Here is a 14357-nt window from a genome sequence, read left to right as displayed (position 1 = left end):
GGCGGTGCCGAGCACCCACCCCGGCAAGCGACGATGACGACGAGGACCTAGGTGACGATGCGGTGAACCTTCGCGCGTCCGGCGGCTTCGGTTCCCCGGTCCCCTCCCTCGGGTAGATAGCCTTTTTCGCGGACACGACGGAACGGGTGACAGGGGGTGCGCCGATGACGGGTCGGCTCGTGATCGACGACGTCACACCGGCGGTGTCCGGCGGGCGCCTACCGAGCAAGGCCGTGGTCGGCGAGGTCGTCCCGATCGGCGCCACCGTGTGGCGCGAGGGGCACGACGCCGTCGCCGCGAACGTCGTGTGGCGCAAGGTCGACGCGGGTGCCGGGCCCGCCGTCACGCAGCACGTCCGGATGGTCCCGGACGGCGTCGGCACGGACCGGTTCGCCGCCACCGTCACCCCGGACGAGCCGGGCCTGTGGAGCTTCCGGGTGGACGCGTGGAGCGACCCGTGGGCGACGTGGCGCCACGCCGTCACGGTGAAGATCGAGGCCGGGCAGACGGCCGCCGAACTCGCGAACGACCTGGAGATCGGCGCCCGGTTGCTGCAGCGGGTCGGCCGCCGCCCGAGCGAGCGCCCCCACCGCGACCTCCTGTTCGGGGCCGCCAACACGCTGCGCGACCCGGCGCTGTCGCTCCCCGCCCGGGTGGCGCCCGCGCTGTTCCCCGCCGTGGACCAGATCATGACCGAGCGGCCGGTCCGCGAGCTGATCACCCGCGGCCGCACCCAGCAGATCTACGTGGACCGCCCGCGCGCGCTCTACGGCTCCTGGTACGAGCTCTTCCCCCGCTCCACCGGCGGGCGTGACGAGACCGGCCGCCCGGTGCACGGCTCGTTCGTCACCGCGAGCAAGGACCTGCACCGCATCGCGGCGATGGGCTTCGACGTCGTCTACCTGCCGCCGATCCACCCCATCGGAACGGTGCACCGCAAGGGCCCGAACACCGCGGCCATGCCGGGCGGCAACCCGGTGGCCCAACCCGACGACGTCGGCTCGCCGTGGGCGATCGGCTCGGCGGACGGCGGCCACGACGCGGTCCACCCCGAGCTCGGCACGATCGACGACTTCGACGCGTTCGTCGAGCGCACGCGCGACCTCGGCATGGAGGTGGCGCTGGACTTCGCGCTGCAGGCGGCGCCGGACCACCCGTGGGTCGCGGCACACCCCGAGTGGTTCACGGTGCGCCCGGACGGGACGATCGCCTACGCGGAGAACCCGCCCAAGCGCTACCAGGACATCTACCCGATCAACTTCGACAACGACCCGACCGGCATCTACGCCGAGTGCCTGCGCGTGGTGCTGCACTGGGTCGAGCACGGCGTGCGGATCTTCCGTGTGGACAATCCGCACACGAAGCCGCCGAACTTCTGGCACTGGCTCATCTGGCAGGTCAAGGCGCAGTACCCGGACGTGCTGTTCCTCGCCGAGGCGTTCACCCGGCCCGCCCGGCTGTTCGGGCTCGCGCGCCTGGGCTTCACCCAGTCCTACACGTACTTCACGTGGCGCACGGGCAAGCAGGAGCTCATGGAGTTCGCGCAGCTGCACGCCGAGCGCGCCGACGAGTGCCGGCCCAACCTGTTCGTCAACACCCCGGACATCCTCCACGAGTCGCTGCAGCACGGCGGCCCGTCGATGTTCGCGATCCGGGCGGCGCTCGCGGCCACGATGGCGCCGACGTGGGGGGTCTACTCCGGCTTCGAGCTCTTCGAGGGCGAGGCCGTCAAGCCGGGCAGCGAGGAGTACCGGAACTCGGAGAAGTACGCGCTGCGCCCGCGGGACTACGACGTGGCGGCGGCCCAGGGCCGGTCCCTGGAGCCCTTCATCACCCGGCTCAACGAGATCCGCCGCGCCCACCCGGCGCTGCAGCAGCTGCGGGAGATCGACTTCCACGCGATCGACAACGACCAGCTGATCGCCTACTCGCGCCGGGATCCCGCCACGGGCGACATCGTGCTCGTCGTCTGCACGTTGGACCCGTGGAACGCCCAGCAGGGCACGATCGCGCTCGACCTGCCGAAGCTCGGGCTGAGCTGGGGCGAGACGCTCACGGTGCACGACGAGGTCGCCGACGCCACCTACGAGTGGGGCCAGTTCAACTTCGTGCGCCTGGAGCCGTGGCACCACGTGGCGCACATCCTCACGATCCAGCGGTAGGCACCGCGAGCCACGCCCGCCAGGCCGGCGCGACGAGCGCCGCCAGGCGGGCGTAGCCGTCCGCTCCGGGATGCGCGCCGTCCCCGCTCTCGACCTCGGCCATCCAGCACGGATCGACGAGCAGGGTGCCCGCGACGGGCACGTACGGGACCCCCCGGGCGGCGCACACGTCGGCGTACAGCGCGTCCACGGCGGCGATGCGGGCGTTCTGCGCCGGCTCGGCCACCGGTGGTGGGCCGATCACGAGGACGGGCCACGGCACGGCGTCGAGCAGCGCGGCGAGGTTGGCCGCCGAGGCGGCGGGGCGCACCCGCAGCGTGCCCTCCTCGGCGGTGGTGTCGTTGACGCCGAACGCAACGACCACCCGCCCGTCCACCCCGGCCGGCAGGCGGGGGACGCACTCCGCCCGCCACCGGGCCAGCACGTCCGCCGACGTCTCGCGGCGCACGCCGAGGTTGTAGACGGTCACCGGCTGTGGTCCGGCCGCCGCGACCCGGCCCACCCAGCCGCGGTACTCCGGGTCGCCGAGCCCTGCGACGAACGAGTCACCGAGCACGCAGACCCGCACGTCGCGCGTCACAGCCGCGGGTCCGGCTCCGCGGCGTCACCGGGGCCGCGGACCGCCAGGATCTCCACGAACATCATCGTGCCCTCCGGCGGTCCCCGGCGCAGCCGTCCACCGGGCGTTACCAGGTCAGGGACGGTAGACCAGCAGCACGACGTCCCCCACCTGCCGGACCTCGACCAGCCGCATCCGTCCCGCAGGCAACTCCTCGCCCCGGACGAACCGCGGCGCGTCCGGGCTGCCGACGAGCAGCGGGCACACGGCGACGTGCAGCTCGTCCACCACGCCCGCGCCGAGGAAGAGGGTGTGCATCGCGGTGCCGCCCTCGACCATGAGGCGCTCGATCCCGCGCGCGGCGAGATCGGCGAGGATGCCGGCCAGGTCCGGCGGGTCGCCCGCGTCGACGACCGTGGCGGGCAGGCCGCGCAGCCCCTCGACGGCCGGGGTGGCCGCGTAGACGAGCTTCTCGCCGTCGCCCGCGGTGAAGAACGCCGCCGCCGGGTCGAGACCGCCGGTGCGGGTCACCGTCACCTTCACCGGGGTGTCCGGGAGCCCCCGTGCCACCCGTTCGGCGCGGCGGGCGGCGGAGCGGACGAGCAACCGCGGGTCGTCGGCGCGCACGGTGCCCGCACCGACGAGGATCGCATCGGAGGCCGCGCGGACGGCGTCGACCCGGTCCAGGTCCTCGGGTCCGGAGAGCACGAGGCGCCGCGGCGTGGCGTCGTCGATGCAGCCGTCGAGGGACACCGCAACGGACAGCAGCACGTGGGGACGTGTGACGTCGTTCATCGAGCCCGGCAGCGTACCGCCTTGATCGATCTTGACGACGTGGCCCACGAGAGGAGGAACCGCCCGGTCAGGGCTAGCCTGCGAGGCGATGAGCGAGACGAGCGAAGGCGGTCGGGTCGCCGAGCCGGACGCCGAGGACTACGCACACGCGCGCACCCTCGAGATCGAGCCGGACTGGTTCAAAGGTGCGGTCTTCTACGAGGTCCTGGTACGCGCGTTCGCCGACACCAACCGGGACGGCACGGGCGACCTGCCGGGGCTGACCGAGAAGCTGGACTACATCCAGTGGCTCGGCGTGGACTGCCTGTGGCTGCCGCCGTTCTACGACTCGCCCCTGCGCGACGGCGGCTACGACATCCGCGACTTCCGGGCGGTGCTACCCGAGTTCGGCACCGTCGAGTGCTTCGTGGTGTTCCTCGACGAGGCGCACAAGCGCGGCATCCGCGTCATCACCGACCTCGTCATGAACCACACCTCCGACACCCACCAGTGGTTCGAGGAGTCCCGGCGCCACCCGGACGGACCGTATGGGGACTTCTACGTGTGGTCCGACGACGACACCCGCTACCCCGAGGCGCGGATCATCTTCGTCGACACCGAGTCCTCCAACTGGACCTACGACCCGGTGCGCGGCCAGTTCTACTGGCACCGCTTCTTCTCCCACCAGCCGGACCTGAACTTCGACAACCCGGCCGTGCAGGAGGCGATGCTCGACGTCCTGCGCTTCTGGCTCGATCTCGGCATCGACGGCTTCCGCCTCGACGCCGTCCCCTACCTCTACGAGCGGGACGGCACGAACTGCGAGAACCTCCCCGAGACCCACCAGTTCCTCAAGCGCTGCCGCAAGGTGATGCAGGACGAGTACCCGGGCCGGGTGCTGCTCGCGGAGGCCAACCAGTGGCCCGCGGACGTCGTCGAGTACTTCGGGGACGCCGAGGTCGGCGGCGACGAGTGCCAGATGGCCTTCCACTTCCCGCTGATGCCGCGCATCTTCATGGCCGTCCGCCGGGAGAACCGCTTCCCGATCTCGGAGATCCTCGCGCAGACCCCGCCGATCCCGTCGGGCTGCCAGTGGGGGATCTTCCTGCGCAACCACGACGAGCTGACCCTCGAGATGGTCACCGACGAGGAACGCGACTACATGTACGCGGAGTACGCCAAGGATCCGCGGATGAAGGCGAACATCGGGATCCGGCGGCGCCTCGCGCCCCTGCTCGACAACGACCGCAACCAGCTGGAGCTGTTCACCGCGCTCCTGCTCTCGCTGCCCGGCTCGCCCGTCCTCTACTACGGCGACGAGATCGGGATGGGCGACAACATCTGGCTCGGCGACCGCGACGGCGTCCGCAGCCCGATGCAGTGGACGCCGGACCGCAACGCGGGCTTCTCCACCTGCGACCCGGGACGCCTTTACCTTCCGGTGGTGATGGACCCTCTGTACGGTTACCAGGCAGTGAACGTCGAGGCGCAGCTGAACTCCACCACGTCGCTGCTGCACTGGACGCGCCACATGATCGAGATCCGTAAACGCCACCACGCGTTCGGCCGCGGCGACTTCCACGAGCTGGGCGGCTCGAACCCGTCGGTGCTGGCCTACACCCGCTCGTTCGAGTTCCCGGACGGCAGCGGGGACACCGTCCTGTGCGTCAACAACATGTCGCGCTTCCCGCAGCCGGTCGAGCTGGACCTCTCGGCCTACTCGGGCTGCGCACCGAAGGAGCTGACCGGCGGCGTGCCGTTCCCCCGCATCGGAGACCTGCCCTACCTGCTCACCCTGCCCGGACACGGGTTCTACTGGTTCTCGATCGTCCCGGCGGCGGAGGCAGCGTGACCGAGCGTGCGAGGTCACCATTCGACACGGCACCGCCGGGCGCTGCGGCGACGCTCGTCAGCGAGGAGCGGTCGTGACCGGCCTCGCCGCCGCGCTGGCGGCACACCTGCCCGGGTTCCTCGCCCGCCAGCGGTGGTTCGCCGCGAAGGGCCGCCCGGTGCGGTCGGTGGCGGTCGCCACGGAGATCCCGCTGTGCACCGGGGGCGAGCCGTACCTGGACCTCGTGCTCGCGGACGTCGAGTTCGACGACGGCTCCCCCGTGCAGACCTACCAGCTGCTCGTGGGCAGGCGCAGCGAGACCGGCGACGAGCTGGAGCACGTCGTCATCGGGCGGTTCGACGGCTGGACCGCCTACGACGCGCTGTGGGACCCGGCCGTCACGACGTGGCTGATCGACGCGGTGCGCACCGGCGTCGAGGTGGGTGGCGTCCAGTTCGTCCCGGAGCCGGACGCGGAGCTGGCCGAGGGCGTCCCCGGCCGGGTGGTCGGGGCGGAGCAGTCCAACACCTCGGTGGTCTACGGCGACCGGTCGATCCTCAAGCTCTTCCGCCGCGTCGTGCCCGGGCTGAACCCCGACCTCGAGCTGCACCGGGCACTGCGTGCCGTCGGCAGCACGCAGGTGGCGTCCGTCCAGGGCGCGATCGAGGGCACCGTCGGGGCGGACGGCCAGACGGCCACGTTCGCGATGGTCCAGAATTTCGCCGCCAACTCCGCCGAGGGCTGGGCGATGGCGCTGACCAGCGTGCGGGACCTCCTCGCCGAGGCCGACCTGCACGCGGACGAGGTCGGCGGCGACTTCGCGTCCGAGGCGTACCGCCTCGGTGAGACGGTCGCGGTCGTGCACTCCGAGCTGGCCGGGGCGCTGGGCACCGTCGAGCGCGACCCGGGCGAGATCGCGGACGCCATGCTGGTGCGGCTCGGCGTGGCCGCCACGGAGGTACCGGCACTCGCCGAGCACGCGGACGCGGTCCGCGCGGCCTTCGACGCCGTCGCCGGGCTGGACGCACCGATCCCCGCCCAGCGGGTGCACGGCGACCTGCACCTGGGCCAAACCCTGCGCACGCCGTACGGGTGGCTCGTCATCGACTTCGAGGGCGAACCGTCGGCCCCGCTCGCGGAGCGGGTGCGGCCGGACTCGACGTTGCGCGACGTCGCGGGCATGCTCCGCTCGTTCGACTACGCCGCCTTCCACCAGCTCCTCGCCTGGCAACCCGGCCCCAACGAGCCGGACGCGCAGCTGTCCTGGCACGCCCACCAATGGGCAGCGCGCAACCGGGACGCGTTCTGCGACGGCTACGCCGCGGCGAGCGGGGACGACCCGCGCGCCCACGCCGTCATGCTGCGGGCGTTCGAGCTGGACAAGGCCGTCTACGAGGCGGTCTACGAGACCCGCAGCCGCCCGACCTGGGCGCCGATCCCGCTGGCGTCGATCGCCCGGATCACGACCGAGATCGCCAGGGAGATCGACACCGAGATCGACATCGACACGGACGCGGGCGTGAGCTGACGCGGGCGTGAGCTGACGCGGGCGGTCGCCCGGCCATGATCGTCGAAAGCGGCGCAGGACGCCCGGATGTGGGCGGCACGGACCACTCCTGGTGATCACGGTCGCGCTCGCGCCGTCCGGGACCGTCAGGAGCGCCGGGGCACCTCGTCGAGTGCGCAGTCGCCGCACAGCCCGCCGCCGGGGACGCGGTAGTAGAGGCAGCAGGAGTGGCGCCGGAAGGTCCAGCCGTGGTCCGGGGGCCGCGGTGGGAGGAGTTCCCCGGCGCCCTGCAGCGAGCCGGTGGCCAGCAGGTGCTCGGCGATCGCGGCGGCCCGCTCCGCGACATCCGGGCGGTGGGCGGCGACCAGCCGCTTGCCGGCCGCCACCGAGGACGCGACGTTGCCCCACAGCAGCCGCGGCGAGACGGCCACCTGGGCGCGCACGGCCGCAACGAGCGGGGCGAGATGGGGATCGATGAGGAGCTCGGCGAGCGCCCGTGCGGCGGCGGCGGCGTCCGGGACGGCGATCGCGTCCGGGTCGGCGCACCACAGCGGCCAGGGCTTGTCGTCGGTGACGCGGAAGTGCAGGACGTCCGGGGTGAGCAGCGGGACGGTGCCGCACAGCATCGCCGCGGCGAGCGGCGCCGAGAGCACCCGGGCGGCGAGCCCTTGGAACGTGATCGACGCCGCGGTGCGGGCATCGCTGCCGAGGACCGCCTCGACGTGGGCGAGCCGGGCGCGCAGTGGCCCGGGATCGGTGTAGAGGTCCCGCACCGGACGCAGGCCGGAGGCGTCGGTCGGCCCCGTCGCGACGGCGAAGAACGGGCCGAGCTCCGCGGCGGCGGCGAGCGCGCCCCGCGCGTCGGTCTGCACGGCCGCAGTCTCGCACCCGGCGGCGCGGCCGGCACGCCACGTCGATCCAGCGTCGATCCAGCGTCGATCCAGCGTCGATCCGGGCCGATCCGGCCGGCGAGACGCGCAACTCGCGCCGGCGAGATCCGCAACTCGCGCCGGCGAGATGCGCAACTCGCGGAGGCTAGGCGGCGCCGGGGGCTCCGACGGGCTGCGGCAGGACCTCGTGCTGGGCGCAGTCGACCCGCAGGTCCGAGTGGCCCATCGGGACGTCGAACAGCGCGCACCGGTACGGCGGGCCCGCGCCGTCACCGGGCCTCAGGTGGCGGCACGTGGAGCACGCGCGCACCCCATCGACGAGCCCGCCCGCGCACAGCCTGCCCAGCACCTCCAGGAGCCCGGCGAGCAGCTGTTCGGCCTCGGTGCGCCCGATGCGGGCGGTGAGCATCTCGGCGGGCGCGGTCCAGCGCGCCACCGCGGCGGCGACCTCCCGGCCGGCCGGCGTGAGACGCAGGTGGTACTGGCGGCGGTCGTGCGGGTTCTGCTCCCGCTCCACCAGCCCCTTCCGGCGCAGCGCACCGAACGCGTCGCTGACCGTCGGATCGGTCACGTCGAGCTCGCGGGCGAGCGCGCTGGTGGTGGCGTCCGGCGGCGGGCCTGCGGCGAGGCGCGCCAGCAGCCGCATCTGGGTCACCGAGAGGTCGTGGGCCTCCGCCGCGCGCCGGGCCAGCACGCCCAGAGCCTCGCCGATCCGGTCCAGCCCAGCGACGATCTTGGCATCGAGGCCCGGGTGGCGTTCCTCGGGTGTTCCGGGTGGCCGCACGGCCCCACGGTACTCCGCAGAGCTAACAATCAGGACTCCTTGATATCTGCGCGCGGTCGTCGCTAGACTCCGCAGCGGAAGTGATCATCGGCCGGGGGCCGTCCGCCCCGCCGGTCCGATCACCCGAGCAGGCCCGAGCCGGACCACCCAGCCAGGGACGACGAGGAACCATGCCGCAGCCCGTAGGCGATCACAGCGACCCGCAGGCCGCTCGCGTCCGCGCGGTGCTGGCCTGCGCGGTCCGGCTGGTCAGCCGCAGGCACGTCGACCTCCTCCGGGTCTGCGCCCACGGGTGTCGTCACTGACCAGGCTCCCGCTCGTCCGCCACGCGACGTCCTGACCCGGGACCCGGCACCGCGCACGCCGTGATCGCCCACTGATCACCCTCCCGTCGCGGTCCGCCGTCCGCATTCCGCCACCGGCGCGCGCCCGCGCCCGCCCGGCACCGTCCGCCGGACCCCGGGTTCGACCCTTCCGGCGCAACGACCCGCCGTCCCGCACGAAGGAGACGACCGTGCCCCGCCTCAACCGCAGCGACTGGTACGACCTCGCCCGCGACACCAACTGGACCCTCCGCTACGTCTCCGACGAGGAGGCCTTTCCCGAGGACCTCTCCGGCACCCACCGGGTGTCCGCCGGGAGCTGGCTCGCCTGGGACGAGCCGTACAAGATCGGCTATCGCGAGTACGTGCACAACCAGGTCACGAAGGACACCACGACCTACTCCGTGCGCAGCGCCACCGCCCGCTCGAAGATCTTCGAGAACCTCGACCCCGGATGGAAGTCGGCCATCCTCGCCCACTACGGCGCGATCACCATGCCGGAGTACCTCGCCTCCATCGGCGAGGCGCGGATGGGCCGGTTCGGGCGGGCGGCGGCCTGGCGCAACACCGCCACCTTCGGCACGCTCGACGAGGTCCGCCACGGCCAGATCCAGGCCTTCTTCCCGCACGGCTCGATCGGCAAGGAGCCGCGCAGCGACTGGGCGCTCAAGGCCTTCCACACCGACAACTGGATCGTGCTGGCCGTCCGCCAGCTCTTCGACGACATGTTCGTCGCCAACGACGCGGCCTCGCTCGCGCTGCAGCTCACCTTCACGCTGGAGACCGGGTTCACCAACCTGCAGTTCCTCGGCATGGCGGCCGACGCCCTCGACGTCGGCGACATCGAGTTCGGCTCGCTCATCTCCAGCATCCAGACCGACGAGGCCCGCCACGCCCAGCAGGGCGAGCCGACGATCCGCGTGCTGATCGAGAACGGCCACAAGGAGTACGCGCAGTTCCTCATCGACCACATGTTCTGGCGGTCCTGGCGGGTGTTCGCCCTGCTCACCGGCCTGTCGATGGACTACTACACGCCACTGGAGCACCGCACGATGTCGTTCAAGGAGTTCATGGACGAGTGGGTGATCAAGCAGTTCGCCGACCAGTTCCGCGACTTCGGGCTCGACCACGCCTGGTACTGGGACGAGTTCGTCGCGGAGCTCAACTGGTACCACCACGCCATCCACCTCGGCGTCTGGAACTGGCGGCCGACCGTGTGGTGGAACCCCGACGCCGGCGTCTCCCGTGCGGAGCGGGAGTGGCTGGAGGCCAAGTACCCGGGCTGGAACCGGACGTTCGGCGGGTACTGGGACGTCATCGGGGACAACGTCCGCGCGGGCCGGATCGCCGACACCTTCCCCGAGACGCTTCCGCTGGTGTGCAACCTGTGCCAGCTGCCGATCGTCCGCCCGGCTGGCGTCGAGGCCGGCCATCTCGACTCGCCCGAGCCGTTGCGGCACGTCCACGACGGGCGCACATACCTGTTCTGCTCCCGGCCCTGCAAGTGGATCTTCACGGAGCGCCCGGAGCGGTTCGCCGGGCACCTCTCACTGGTGGACCGCTTCCTGCTGGGCCGGATCAGCCCGCCCGACCTCGGGGGCGTGCTCGCCTACATGGGCCTTTCCGAGGCGGAGCAGGGCCAGGACGCCACCGGCTACGCCTGGGCGCACGAGCCCGCCGCGACCAACGGCGCGCGCGTGCGCCCCTGATCCCGTCCCCACCCCACCCAGGGAGCAACCCATGGCACCACTACCGCTCAGCGCGGTGTTCGAGGGCGATTTCGTCGGGCTGCTGGTGGCGGTCGACGACCAGGACAGCGTCGCCGTCGTCGGGCAGAAGATCGCCCACCACGTCGTCGGCAGGCGGATCCCGGCGCGGGCGGCGCCGGTCGGGGTCCGCTACGACGGACGCGTGCTCGACCCGGACCGGCCGATCGGCGAGTACGGGCTGGGCCTGCTCGACCACGTCGAGGCGTTCTTCGATGAGCAGGGCGTTCGTCGATGAGTAGGGCGGCCTTCGATGAGTAGAGCGTTCGCCGATGAGCAGGCCGGCCTTCGATGAGCGGCGGGCGCACCGCCACGGTGCGCTGGGTGCCCGCCGCCGGGCTCGACGACCTGTGGGAGGGCGACCTGCTGGAGGTCGCCGCGGGCGGGGAGCGCGTGCTGCTCGCCCACCTGCCCGGCGGCGAGCTGCGCGCCTACCAGGCCCGGTGCCCGCACCAGGAGTTCTCCCTCGCCGACGGCGATCTCGACGGCACCGTCCTGACCTGCGCCGCGCACCTCTGGGAGTTCGACCTGCACACCGGCGAGGGCGTCAACCCGCCGGGCTGCGCGCTCTACCGCTTCCCGGTCCGCCGCGACGGCGACCGGGTGGAGGTCGGGATCCCCGAGGACGGCGTCCGCCACCACCACCGATGCCGGGAGTAGCGCCCACCTGCCCGCACACCACACCGAACGGACGCGACCGAGCTTGCGAGGTCGCCATCAGACACAGCAGCGCCGCGCACCGGCGACGAGCGTCAGCGAGGAGCAGTGAGCGAGATGACCGACGCCCGGCACCGCCTGGTCGGCCCCGTCGTCCGGGGCTTCGACCCCGACATCGTCGACGCGCTGCGCACGGCGATCGAGAAGGACAACCCCGACCGCACGATCGTCGTGGAGGACCGCTCCGGCTACGTGCGCATCCACGCCGAGCGCTACCTGCGGGTCACCCGGGCGAGCCTCGAGGAGGCCGCCGGTCACCCGCTCCCGCTGCCCAGCCTCGAACCGGCCATCTCGGGGTTCGCCGGCCGCATGCGCTACGCGGCCGACGACGAGCTGGTCTGGTACCTGGAACGAGAGGACTGACCCATGACCTCCACCGTCCCGTCCCGGCTGCGTACCTGGAGCGTCACCGACGCCGTGCGCCGCAAGCCGACCGAGTACGAGGTGGTGACCCGGCGGTTCCACTACCACTTCGGCCGCCGACCCGCGCCGTTCGACCTCGACCCGGACAGCCCGATCAACCGGTGGTACCTGCGCCACCGCGAGGGCTCGCCGCTCGCCGCGCCGGACTGGGAGGGCTTCCAGGACCCCGCCCAGCTCAACTACCGCCGCTACATCGCCGCCCAGCACGACCGGGAGACCTACGCCGAGGGCGTCGTCGACCACTTCGAGGAGCTCGACCACGACGCGCACCTCGACCCCGCCTGGGTCGCCGTGCTGGGCAGGCTGTACGTGCCCGCCCGGTTCGCGCTGCACGTGCTGCAGCTCGCGGGCCTCTACGTCGGGCAGCTCGCGCCGAGCGCTGCGGTGGCCAACGCGTCCTACTTCCAGGCGGCCGACGAGCTGCGCGCCGTGCAGTGGATCGCCTACCGGGCCGTCGCACTCGCGACGGTGCACGGCACCGAGATCGCCGACGCCGGTCTCGCCCGCAGGCGCTGGGAGGACGACGCGGCCTGGCAGCCGGCGCGGGAGACGCTGGAACGCCTGCTCATCGCCTACGACTGGGGCGAGGCGTTCACCGCGCTCAACCTCGTCGTGAAACCCGCGCTCGACGCGCTGTTCCTGGACCGGCTCGCCGCGCTCGCCGAGGCCAACGGCGACGACCTCACCGCGCAGCTGCTCCACGAGGCGCGTCGCGACGGCGAGCGCAGCCGGGAGTGGAGCACCGCGCTCGCCCGCTACGCGATCGACGCCCGCCCGGAGAACCGCGCCGTGCTCGCCGGATGGGAGCAGGCCTGGCTGCCGCGTGCCGAGGCGGCCGTGGCCGGGCTGGCCCCGCTGTTCGCCGAGGCGCCCGTCCCGGCCGAGCCCGCCGGCGTCGCCGACGCTGTACGCCGGTCGCTCGCCGGGCTACACACGGACTGGGCGGGCTGAGCCCGCCCCGGATCCACCCCCACCCCGTCACGAAAGGGAACCCATGTCCGTCCTGAACGAGGTCCTGGCCGCCAACGAGGAGTACGCCGCCTCCTTCGGCGAGAAGGGCGAGCTCGCCCTGCCCCCCGCCCGCGGGTTCGCGATCCTCACCTGCATGGACGCCCGCCTCGACCCGGCCAAGTACGCGGGGCTCGCCGAGGGCGACGCGCACGTGACCCGCAACGCAGGCGGCCGCGCGTCGGACGACGCCATCCGCTCGCTCGTCATCTCGTACAAACTGCTGGGCACCAAGGAGTGGTTCGTCATCCACCACACCGACTGCGGCATGGAGTTCTTCACCGACGAGGTCATCCGCGGCCTGCTGGCCAACAGCCTGGAGACCGCAGCACTCGGCGAGAACGGCTTCTACGACGTGGGCGAGGGCCCCGGCTCCCACGCGGGCGACTACATCGACTGGCTCACGATCGCCGACAACGCCAAGAGCGTCGTCGAGGACGTCCGCCGCATCAAGACCCACCCGCTCGTGCCCGCCCGGATCCCCGTCTACGGCTACATCTACGACGTCAAGTCCGGCAGGCTGCTCGAGGTCCCCGAGGCCACCGCGATCGGCGCGGCGGCCTGAGCCGACCGGGTACTCGAACGACCTTCCGACGGGCCCGGCCGCGCTGCCGTCCGTGCAGCGCGGCCGGGCCCCGTCACACCAGCAGGTACGGCAGCGCCGCCTGCGCCGCCGTCGCGTGGACGTGCCCCAGCCCCGGGACCTCCCACACCCGCCAGTGCAGCGGGAACCCGTGCGCGCGGGCGGTGCGCGCGGCGGCGGCGAAGAACGCCCGCCCCCGTTCGAGCCGCTGCATCCCCTGGCGGTCGGCGCGCGGATCGTGCAGCAGCGAGGGGTCGCGCGGATCGGTGTCGCGCTGCCCGAGCAGCAGCACCAGCTCCGTCGCGAACGCCCGGCCCAGCCCCGCCGACCGCACCGGGGCCCCGGCAAGCCCGTACGGGTAGGGCACGGTGTCGTCGGGCATCGTGTACCAGCCCGCATTCGCCGCCACCGCCACGCGCGCCCGGTGGACCGGCATCAGCTCGACGAAGCGGTGCACGAACTGCGCTCCGCCGGAGAAGCCGAACAGGGCGTAGTCCCGCTCCCGGCTGCCCGTGGCGGCGACGGCGTGGTCGAACAGCGCCTCGACGAGCGGGAATGTCCACCGATCGGGTGGTTGTCGCACACCGCGGTCGTCGACGACGTGGCCGGTGTTGTAGTCGGGGTACGCGGCCCGGGTCAGCTCCGGGACCAGCACCAGGACGTTGCGGCCCGCGACGAGTCGGGCCCAGTCGTCGCGGTGGGCGCGGCCGTCGCGGCTGAGCCCGTGGACGGCGACGACGATCTGCGCGGTGGCCGGGTCGCGGGGCGCGGAGTACCACACCCGGACGGGCCGGTCCGCCAGCGGCGGGTAGCCGGTGAACACGTAACTGCCCGTCCCGGGGGTGCGCAGGGCCTGCGCGACGAGCGCGCCGCCAGCGGGTGACCCGGCGGCGGGAACGGCGAGCAGCACGGCCAGCGTGGCGGCCAGCACGATCACCGACAGCCGGTGCGACCATCCCGCCCGCCGCACCGTCCCCCGCCCCACAGCGCGCCATCATGGTCGGCCACAGGGACGCGTGCCACGGCCGTT

At 72.8% G+C, this 14357-nt stretch carries 15 protein-coding genes; 9 read left to right on the top strand and 6 right to left on the bottom strand.

The annotated features are described in order from the left end of the window. Positions 1 to 164 precede the first annotated feature (164 nt). Complete coding sequence (locus tag AB7J25_RS09820; protein ID WP_428507356.1) at positions 165 to 2162, top strand: alpha-1,4-glucan--maltose-1-phosphate maltosyltransferase; 1998 nt, start codon at positions 165 to 167, stop codon at positions 2160 to 2162. Here AB7J25_RS09820 and AB7J25_RS09815 read toward each other — a convergent pair. Both AB7J25_RS09815 and AB7J25_RS09810 read right to left on the bottom strand, forming a co-directional pair. Continuing rightward, positions 2146 to 2742 carry a GDSL-type esterase/lipase family protein gene (locus tag AB7J25_RS09815; RefSeq protein WP_428507354.1) on the bottom strand — a complete coding sequence of 199 codons (597 nt, stop codon included), beginning with the start codon at positions 2740 to 2742 and terminating at the stop codon, positions 2146 to 2148. The genes AB7J25_RS09820 and AB7J25_RS09815 overlap by 17 nt on opposite strands. Before the next feature lie 114 nt (positions 2743 to 2856). Next, positions 2857 to 3516 (bottom strand): RibD family protein, encoded by a 660-nt coding sequence (locus AB7J25_RS09810; protein WP_428507352.1) that lies wholly within the window; start codon positions 3514 to 3516, stop codon positions 2857 to 2859. An 88-nt stretch (positions 3517 to 3604) separates the two neighbouring features. On the opposite strand from AB7J25_RS09810, the gene treS reads away from it, so the two are divergent. Next, positions 3605 to 5347 (top strand): maltose alpha-D-glucosyltransferase, encoded by a 1743-nt coding sequence (gene treS, locus AB7J25_RS09805; protein WP_428507350.1) that lies wholly within the window; start codon positions 3605 to 3607, stop codon positions 5345 to 5347. Positions 5348 to 5420: 73 nt separating this feature from the next. Further along, entirely contained in the window at positions 5421 to 6854 is a 1434-nt protein-coding gene (locus tag AB7J25_RS09800) for a maltokinase N-terminal cap-like domain-containing protein (RefSeq protein ID WP_428507348.1), read from the top strand. Positions 6855 to 6979: 125 nt separating this feature from the next. Here AB7J25_RS09800 and AB7J25_RS09795 read toward each other — a convergent pair whose 3' ends face one another. The 3 genes from AB7J25_RS09795 to AB7J25_RS09785 all read right to left on the bottom strand — a co-directional run bounded on the left by AB7J25_RS09795 (position 6980) and on the right by AB7J25_RS09785 (position 8770). Further along, positions 6980 to 7705 (bottom strand): (2Fe-2S)-binding protein, encoded by a 726-nt coding sequence (locus AB7J25_RS09795; RefSeq protein WP_428507347.1) that lies wholly within the window; start codon positions 7703 to 7705, stop codon positions 6980 to 6982. A gap of 163 nt (positions 7706 to 7868) precedes the next feature. Beyond that, on the bottom strand, positions 7869 to 8507 hold the full coding sequence (locus AB7J25_RS09790; RefSeq protein WP_428507345.1) for a MarR family winged helix-turn-helix transcriptional regulator: 639 nt from the start codon (positions 8505 to 8507) through the stop codon (positions 7869 to 7871). 119 nt (positions 8508 to 8626) lie between these two features. Then, positions 8627 to 8770, bottom strand: a complete 144-nt coding sequence (locus AB7J25_RS09785) for a hypothetical protein (RefSeq protein ID WP_428507343.1) — start codon at positions 8768 to 8770, stop codon at positions 8627 to 8629. 251 nt (positions 8771 to 9021) lie between these two features. Between AB7J25_RS09785 and AB7J25_RS09780 the strand changes: the two genes are divergently transcribed. The 6 genes from AB7J25_RS09780 to AB7J25_RS09755 all read left to right on the top strand — a co-directional run bounded on the left by AB7J25_RS09780 (position 9022) and on the right by AB7J25_RS09755 (position 13309). Then, positions 9022 to 10539 (top strand): aromatic/alkene/methane monooxygenase hydroxylase/oxygenase subunit alpha, encoded by a 1518-nt coding sequence (locus AB7J25_RS09780; RefSeq protein ID WP_428507341.1) that lies wholly within the window; start codon positions 9022 to 9024, stop codon positions 10537 to 10539. A gap of 31 nt (positions 10540 to 10570) precedes the next feature. After that, on the top strand, positions 10571 to 10834 hold the full coding sequence (locus AB7J25_RS09775; RefSeq protein WP_428507339.1) for a toluene-4-monooxygenase system B family protein: 264 nt from the start codon (positions 10571 to 10573) through the stop codon (positions 10832 to 10834). A gap of 53 nt (positions 10835 to 10887) precedes the next feature. Then, positions 10888 to 11256 (top strand): Rieske 2Fe-2S domain-containing protein, encoded by a 369-nt coding sequence (locus AB7J25_RS09770; RefSeq protein ID WP_428507337.1) that lies wholly within the window; start codon positions 10888 to 10890, stop codon positions 11254 to 11256. A 114-nt stretch (positions 11257 to 11370) separates the two neighbouring features. Next, a complete protein-coding gene (locus AB7J25_RS09765) occupies positions 11371 to 11676 on the top strand; it encodes an MmoB/DmpM family protein (protein WP_428507388.1) in 306 nt (101 codons plus the stop codon). Positions 11677 to 11679: 3 nt separating this feature from the next. Further along, positions 11680 to 12687 carry an aromatic/alkene monooxygenase hydroxylase subunit beta gene (locus AB7J25_RS09760; RefSeq protein WP_428507335.1) on the top strand — a complete coding sequence of 336 codons (1008 nt, stop codon included), beginning with the start codon at positions 11680 to 11682 and terminating at the stop codon, positions 12685 to 12687. A 43-nt stretch (positions 12688 to 12730) separates the two neighbouring features. After that, positions 12731 to 13309: a beta-class carbonic anhydrase gene (locus tag AB7J25_RS09755; RefSeq protein ID WP_428507333.1), complete on the top strand. Its 579-nt coding sequence runs from the start codon at positions 12731 to 12733 to the stop codon at positions 13307 to 13309. A 73-nt stretch (positions 13310 to 13382) separates the two neighbouring features. Here the strand turns inward: AB7J25_RS09755 and AB7J25_RS09750 are convergent, their stop codons facing one another. Next, on the bottom strand, positions 13383 to 14312 hold the full coding sequence (locus AB7J25_RS09750; RefSeq protein ID WP_428507331.1) for a hypothetical protein: 930 nt from the start codon (positions 14310 to 14312) through the stop codon (positions 13383 to 13385). Between the last annotated feature and the right edge of the window lie 45 nt (positions 14313 to 14357).

Source organism: Pseudonocardia sp. (assembly GCF_050246655.1).
Taxonomy (GTDB): Bacteria; Actinomycetota; Actinomycetes; order Mycobacteriales; family Pseudonocardiaceae; genus Pseudonocardia.
This window is presented reverse-complemented; position numbering and strand designations above follow the sequence as displayed.

Coding starts and splice junctions, on each gene's coding strand:
- AB7J25_RS09820 (WP_428507356.1), top strand. CDS start 165: ATGACGGGTCGGCTCGTGATCGACGACGTCACACCGGCGGTGTCCGGC.
- AB7J25_RS09810 (WP_428507352.1), bottom strand. CDS start 3,516: ATGAACGACGTCACACGTCCCCACGTGCTGCTGTCCGTTGCGGTGTCC.
- treS (WP_428507350.1), top strand. CDS start 3,605: ATGAGCGAGACGAGCGAAGGCGGTCGGGTCGCCGAGCCGGACGCCGAG.
- AB7J25_RS09775 (WP_428507339.1), top strand. CDS start 10,571: ATGGCACCACTACCGCTCAGCGCGGTGTTCGAGGGCGATTTCGTCGGG.
- AB7J25_RS09770 (WP_428507337.1), top strand. CDS start 10,888: ATGAGCGGCGGGCGCACCGCCACGGTGCGCTGGGTGCCCGCCGCCGGG.
- AB7J25_RS09765 (WP_428507388.1), top strand. CDS start 11,371: ATGACCGACGCCCGGCACCGCCTGGTCGGCCCCGTCGTCCGGGGCTTC.
- AB7J25_RS09760 (WP_428507335.1), top strand. CDS start 11,680: ATGACCTCCACCGTCCCGTCCCGGCTGCGTACCTGGAGCGTCACCGAC.
- AB7J25_RS09755 (WP_428507333.1), top strand. CDS start 12,731: ATGTCCGTCCTGAACGAGGTCCTGGCCGCCAACGAGGAGTACGCCGCC.